General features: G+C 72.3%; 5 protein-coding genes. 4 read left to right on the top strand and 1 reads right to left on the bottom strand.

The window, feature by feature from the left end; all coding sequences use genetic code 11:
* A partial coding sequence (locus B9S61_RS15905) for a S1 family peptidase (protein ID WP_103542851.1) occupies positions 1-1,086 on the bottom strand: 1,086 nt, incomplete at its 3' end.
* A 553-nt stretch (positions 1,087-1,639) separates the two neighbouring features.
* On the opposite strand from B9S61_RS15905, the gene B9S61_RS15900 reads away from it, so the two are divergent.
* The 4 genes from B9S61_RS15900 to B9S61_RS15885 all read left to right on the top strand — a co-directional run bounded on the left by B9S61_RS15900 (position 1,640) and on the right by B9S61_RS15885 (position 5,992).
* Positions 1,640-1,855 carry a type A2 lantipeptide gene (locus B9S61_RS15900; protein WP_103542850.1) on the top strand — a complete coding sequence of 72 codons (216 nt, stop codon included), beginning with the start codon at positions 1,640-1,642 and terminating at the stop codon, positions 1,853-1,855.
* Between the two features lie 117 nt (positions 1,856-1,972).
* Complete coding sequence (locus B9S61_RS15895; RefSeq protein WP_103542849.1) at positions 1,973-2,779, top strand: HlyD family efflux transporter periplasmic adaptor subunit; 807 nt, start codon at positions 1,973-1,975, stop codon at positions 2,777-2,779.
* Positions 2,776-4,899, top strand: a complete 2,124-nt coding sequence (locus B9S61_RS15890; protein WP_103542848.1) for a cysteine peptidase family C39 domain-containing protein — start codon at positions 2,776-2,778, stop codon at positions 4,897-4,899. The genes B9S61_RS15895 and B9S61_RS15890 overlap by 4 nt, the downstream gene beginning before the upstream one ends.
* 82 nt (positions 4,900-4,981) lie before the next feature.
* Positions 4,982-5,992, top strand: a complete 1,011-nt coding sequence (locus B9S61_RS15885; RefSeq protein ID WP_103542847.1) for a hypothetical protein — start codon at positions 4,982-4,984, stop codon at positions 5,990-5,992.
* Positions 5,993-6,127 lie beyond the last annotated feature (135 nt).

Here is a 6,127-nt window from a genome sequence, read left to right as displayed (position 1 = left end):
GGCGGTGGTCACCGGCTGGAAGAACGTCTCGCCGCCGGAGGTGCAGTCGCCGCTGCCGCCCGAGGTCAGGCCGATGGCGAGGCCGTCCCGGGTGAACATCGAGCCGCCGCTGTCGCCGGGTTCGGCGCAGACGTCGGTCTGGATGAGGCCGGTGACCGTGCCCTCCGGGTAGTTCACCGTCGCGTTCAGACCGAGCACCTGGCCGTCGGCGAGCCCGGTGGTGCTGCCCATCCGGAACACCTCCTGGCCGACGGTGGCCTCGGCGGCCTGGGAGATCGCCAGCGTCTGGTCGCCGAGGTCGACCTCGCTCGGCGCCTGGGTGGCCGGGTCGTCGTACCGGACGAGCGCGAAGTCGCCCGCGCCGGGGAAGAGTGCCTGGTCGACCGTGGCGATCGGCTGCCCGCCCTGCTGGTCGGACCACTGGTCCCCGCCGGCGGCGCAGTGACCGGCCGTCAGGAACGCCGGCGCACCGTCGCCCGCGGTGACGTTGAAGCCGAGCGAGCAGCGCGCGCCCCCGGCGAAGATGGCGTCGCCGCCGGACACGAACGTCTTGAACGTGCCCGCGGACTTCTTGATGGTCGCCATGCCGGAGCCGAGGCTCCGCACGGTGGACTCCAGCTGGTCCCACTTCTCCCCGGTCACCGTGCGGTCGGCGGTGACGAGGATCTTGTTGGTGCGCGGGTCCACGGCCCAGGAGGTGCCCGGAATGGTCGCCTCCGCCTTCAGGGTCCGCGCCCCCGCGTCCAGCTCGGTCATGCTGTTGTCGACCTCGCGGACGGCCGCGCCCGCCTTCTCGGCCTGGACGATGACGTTGTTGTTGTCGCCCGGTACGACGTTGACGACGAGCTGCTTGCTGTCGCCGTCGTAGTAGGAGCCGGCGAACGCGTCGCCGAGGAGCCCGGCGAGCTGTGTGGCGAGATCCGAGGCGTCGCCCGCCTTGAGGGTCCTCGGCGCCGCCGCCGCGTCGTCGGATGCTCCGTCCTGCGACGCGTTGGCGTTCGGGAGCAGGATCGCGGCGGCTCCGAGCGCCACCACACCGCCCACCGCTATCGCGGCCTTGCGCTTCGGAATTCGCTTGTGACTCAAACTTCTCGACCTCCTGGGGGGAACGGAGTCGTGCCGCCGTTCGGCGGCTGTCGGGGGCGCCTGGACGGCTGTTGGTACGCACACGGCGCGGGGCGCGTTCAATCGAGGCCCTCCCTCACCGCGGGTGACCGCCGGTGCGCGGCGCGTCGCGCGCACGGAGCGGAATACCGGCTTCAGCGAATCTGCACAGCGCATGCCCAACCCGGTCACCGGAGCCGGAGCCGTCCGGCGGGTTCACGTCTTCGGGGCCGGTGTGCCGGATTCCGGCCAGGGGTGCGCAAGTGGCCTGATGCGCCGATGCGGTGGGCCATGTGAAGAACTCGCCGCCGCACCGTGCCCTCGTCTGCACGCCTGGACACCGACGGTGCGCAAGTTGCCTGGTGGGACGTTTGGTTGATCGGAAGGCCGTACCCGCCGCGTGCTTTGATCCATCGCACCGCAAGCCGCTTCGGGCTCCCGGCGACGGGCGTCCGGCGCCCGCGGTCCGCGGCCTTCATCTCCCCAGACGGGGCCGCTCCCCCTTGTGACATTCCATACGAAGGGAAGTTCCATCATGAACTCCACCCCCCAGGTCGAGACCGCCGAGATCTCCGACGCGGACCTCGACAACGTCTCCGGCGGTCTGTCCGTGAACGCCGTGAACACCCTCACGGGCGCGGTGGACGGCATCGCCCCGGTCTCCGGCCTGGTCGACACGGTCGTCGGCACCGTCGAGGGCGCCACCGGCCTGAACACCGCGCCGGTCACCAACCTGGTCGCCGGTCTCTGATCGCGCCCTTGTGTCACTGAGTCCCGGAGCCGCCCCCCGGCTCCGGGACTCAGGTGTTGCGCCGATGTCCGAAGTCCCCGTTCCCGTCGCACAGTTCGTCCAGGTGAGGGAAGTACCGTGCAGTTCCGCCAACAGGCCCTCGCCAGGCTCCAGTCACCGGAGGAGCTCGATCTCCCGGTGCGCTTCGCGCGCCCCCAGGGCTGGCTGGTCCTGTCCGTGACGGTGATCGCGATGGCGGCCGCCTCGGTGTGGGCGGTGACCGGATCGGTGACCTCCGCGGTCGGCGCGCCGGCCGTCCTCACGTACGGACAGGGCAGTTACGTCCTGCAGAGCCCGGTCGCCGGCCAGATCACCGCCGTCCTGGTGAAGGAGGGTGAGCGGCTGCCCGCCGGCTCCCCCGTCCTGAAGGTGCGTACCGGGGAGGGCGACGAAGTGGTCCGCACCCTGGACGCGGGCCGGATCACCGCGCTCGCCGTCGGCACCGGGCAGATCGTCTCCACCGGCACGAACGTCGCCGCCGTGGAGAAGGCCGCCCGCGCGCGGGCCCCGCTGTACGCGACGGTGTACGTCCCCGCCGAGAGCGCCGCCGGTATCCCCGCGCACGCCCCGGTAGACCTGACGGTGCAGTCGGTACCGAGCCAGGAGTACGGCGTACTGCACGGCAGGGTGACGTCGGTGGACCGCTCGGCCCAGTCCGCCCAGCAGATCGCCGCGTTCCTCGGGGACAGCCGGCTCGGCGAGCAGTTCACCCGGGAGGGCAGGCCGGTGGCGGTCACCGTCGAGCTGAAGAAGGCGTCCGGCACGGAGAGCGGGTACGAGTGGTCCTCCGCGGACGGTCCGCCGTTCGAACTGACCTCGATGACCCTGGCGGAGGGTTCGGTGCGGCTGGCCGACCGGCGCCCCGTCGACTGGCTGCTCCCGTGAGCACCGCCCGGGAGAGCCGGGGCAGACGCCGGGCCGCCCCGCCGAAGCGCAAGGTGCCGGCGTCCCGGACCAGAGCCGTCCGTACACCCACCGTGCTCCAGATGGAGGCCCTGGAGTGCGGCGCCGCCTCGCTCGCCATGGTGCTCGGCCACTACGGCCGCCACGTCCCGCTGGAGGAACTGCGCATCGCCTGCGGTGTCTCCCGTGACGGCTCACGCGCCAGCAACCTGCTGAAGGCCGCGCGGAGTTACGGGCTGACCGCCAAGGGCATGCAGATGGACCTGGCCGCGCTCGCCGAGGTGGCGACGCCGGCCGTCCTGTTCTGGGAGTTCAACCACTACGTCGTCTACGACGGCATGGGCCGTCGCTTCGGCCGCCGCGGGGTGTACATCAACGACCCCGGCAAGGGACGGCGGTTCATCCCCCTGGAGGAGTTCGACGGCAGCTACACCGGTGTCGTGCTGGTGATGGAGCCCGGCGCGGACTTCACCCGGGGCGGCCGCAGGCCGGGCGTGCTCGGCGCGATGCCGGCCCGGCTGCGCGGCACGGCGGGCACCATGCCGGCGGTGGTCCTCTCGAGTCTGCTGCTGGTGGCGGTGGGCGCGGCGGTGCCCGGACTCAGCCGTACCTTCATCGACGAGTTCCTGATCGGTGGCCGCACCTCGACGCTGGACGTGCTGTTCACGGCGATGGGCGCCTGTGTCCTGCTCACGCTGGTGCTGACCTGGCTCCAGCAGGGCAACCTGCTGCGCGGCCGGCTGATCTCCTCCACGCTGTCCAGCGCCCGCTTCCTGCGTCATCTGCTGCGGCTGCCGGTGACGTTCTTCGCCCAGCGCAGCCCGGCCGACCTGGTGCAGCGGCTGCAGTCCAACGACGCGGTGGCCGAGACGCTGGCCCGCGATCTGTCGGCGGCGGGCGTGGACGCGCTGGTGGTCGTGCTGTACGCGCTGCTGCTGTACACCTACGACCCGCAGCTGACGTTCGTGGGCATCGGGGTGGCGCTGCTGAACATCGTGGCGATGCGGGTCGTCATCCGGTCGTCCCGGTTCGCCCGCAGCCGCGAGTTCCAGCAGCGGGCGGGCCGCATCAAGAACCTGACGGCGGTACTGGGGGCGGTGTATCTGCCGTTGTGCACCCTGGTGATGTTCATGCTGCTGGCGGGGCCGGCGCGCGGGTCGATGACGGCGGCGGAGTTCCTCACCTTCAACACGGCCGTGACGATGGTGCTGACCTCGGTCACCCAGCTGACCGGCGCGTTCGTCTCGGCGGTCGCCGCGCTTCCCCTGTTCGAACAGATCAGGCCGGTGCTGGACGCCACGCCCGAGGTGCGCGCGGCGAGCACCTGGCCGGGCCCGCTGTCCGGGGCGGTCGAGGCGCGGCGGCTGTCCTTCCGGTACTCCGACGACGGACCGCTGGTCCTGGACGACGTGTCCGTCGACATACGGCCGGGCGAGTTCGTGGCGGTCGTCGGCCCGAGCGGCTGCGGCAAGTCCACGCTGCTGCGGCTGCTGATCGGCTTCGACCGGCCGGAGTCGGGGAGTGTGCTGTACGACGGCCAGGAGCTGGCGACGCTCGACCGGTCGGCGGTGCGCCGGCAGTGCGGTGTGGTGCTCCAGCACGCGCAGCCGTTCTCCGGTTCCGTCCTGGACGTGATCTGCGGGACCGAGCCGTACACGCCGGAGGAGGCGATGGCGGCCGCAGAGATGGCGGGCCTGGCCGACGACATCAGGCGGATGCCGATGGGGCTGCACACCATCGTGTCCGGCAGCGGAGCGGTCTCCGGCGGCCAGCGGCAGCGGCAGCGGCAGCGGCAGCGGCAGCGGCAGCGGCAGCGGCAGCGGCTGATGATCGCCCAGGCGCTGATCCGCCGGCCGCGGATCCTCTTCTTCGACGAGGCGACCAGCGCCCTGGACAACGAGACCCAGCGCACGGTGATCGAGAGCACCAAGGCCCTGGAGGCGACCCGTATCGTCATCGCGCACCGGCTGTCGACGGTGCTCGACGCGGACCGGGTGGTGGTGATGGAGGGCGGCAAGGTGGTGCAGCAGGGCCCTCCCGCGCGGTTGCTGGCGGACACCGGCGGCCGGCTGCACGAGCTGGTGCGGCGGCAGCTGGCCTGAGGCGCCGGACATCCGGTGGCGTGTCTTCGACGTTCACGGGCCGTTCTCGTTGATCCGCGCGGTAAATGGGTACCCACGGGCCATGCGGACCAGCGTGGTGGATGTGGGATCGAAGACCGTCAGACTCGTCGTGTCGGACACGGACGGCGGTGCGCCGTTGCCGGTGCACACGTCCAAGTGGCGGATCCGGCTGTCCGAACAGGTCACGCCGGGCGGGCCGGTGCCGGAGCGGGCCGTGGAGGATCTGGTGGAGGCCGTGACCGCGGCGGACCGTACCGCCACGCGGTGGGGTGCGTCGGGTCCGCTGGCGTTCGCGACGGCCGTGGTGCGCGGCGCCCCGAACCGGCTGGAGGTGCTGCGCGCGGTCCGGGAACGGACGGGCGTCGAGCTGTGCACCCTGCCGGGCGAGGTCGAGGCGGAGCTGACGTTCCTCGCGGCGCGCCGCTGGATGGGCTGGCGCTGCGGACCGCTGGCGATGCTGGACATCGGCGGTGGCTCGCTGGAGGTCGCCTTCGGGCGCGGCAGGCTGCCCGACTTCGCGGCCTCGCTGCCGCTGGGGGCGGCCCGGCTGACCCATGAGTACTTCGAGGACGAGGATCCTCCGTCGCCGGAGCGGGTGCGGGCGCTGCGCCGGCGGGTGCGCCACCAGTTGCGTGACGTGGCGGCGCGCATCCGCTGGGAGGGGCCCCGGACCGCGGTCGCCACCTCCCGGACGTTCCAGCAGCTGGGGCGGCTGTGCGGGGCCGCTCCGGGACGGCACGGTCCGTTCGTGGAGCGGCAGTTGTCCAGTTCCGCCCTGCGGGTGGCGATCGACCGGCTGGCCGCCCTGCCCGCCGCGGAACGGGCACGGCTGCCCGGCATCTCCGCACCGCGCTCCGTGCAGAGCCTGGCGGGCGCGGTCGTGGCGCACACGGCGATGAAGCTGACCGGGCTGGGGACGGTGACGATCTGTCCGTGGGCGCTGCGTGAGGGGGTGCTCCTGCGCCATATCGAGGACGGTCCGTCCTGGTGGGCGGAGGTCACCCGCCTCAACGAGAAGGAGGCGGCCGGCGCCGAGCCCGTATCCCTGCGCATCGCCGCCGCGCGCCTCTGATCCCGTACGTACGACGAAGGGAGACATCCGTGTCCGAGAACGACGGCCGTGAGGAGCCGCGGACAGCCGCCGAGGAGGTGCTGCGGGAGGCCGGGGAGGCCGGACGCCGCACCCGGGACGACTCGGCCGACAGCC

This window comes from Streptomyces sp. SM1, from assembly GCF_002910825.1.
Taxonomy (GTDB): Bacteria; Actinomycetota; Actinomycetes; order Streptomycetales; family Streptomycetaceae; genus Streptomyces; species Streptomyces okerensis.
This window is presented reverse-complemented; position numbering and strand designations above follow the sequence as displayed.

What these genes read in the sequence shown, in the direction of transcription:
- B9S61_RS15900 (WP_103542850.1), top strand. Translation starts at nt 1,640, where the DNA reads ATGAACTCCACCCCCCAGGTCGAGACCGCCGAGATCTCCGACGCGGAC.
- B9S61_RS15885 (WP_103542847.1), top strand. Translation starts at nt 4,982, where the DNA reads ATGCGGACCAGCGTGGTGGATGTGGGATCGAAGACCGTCAGACTCGTC.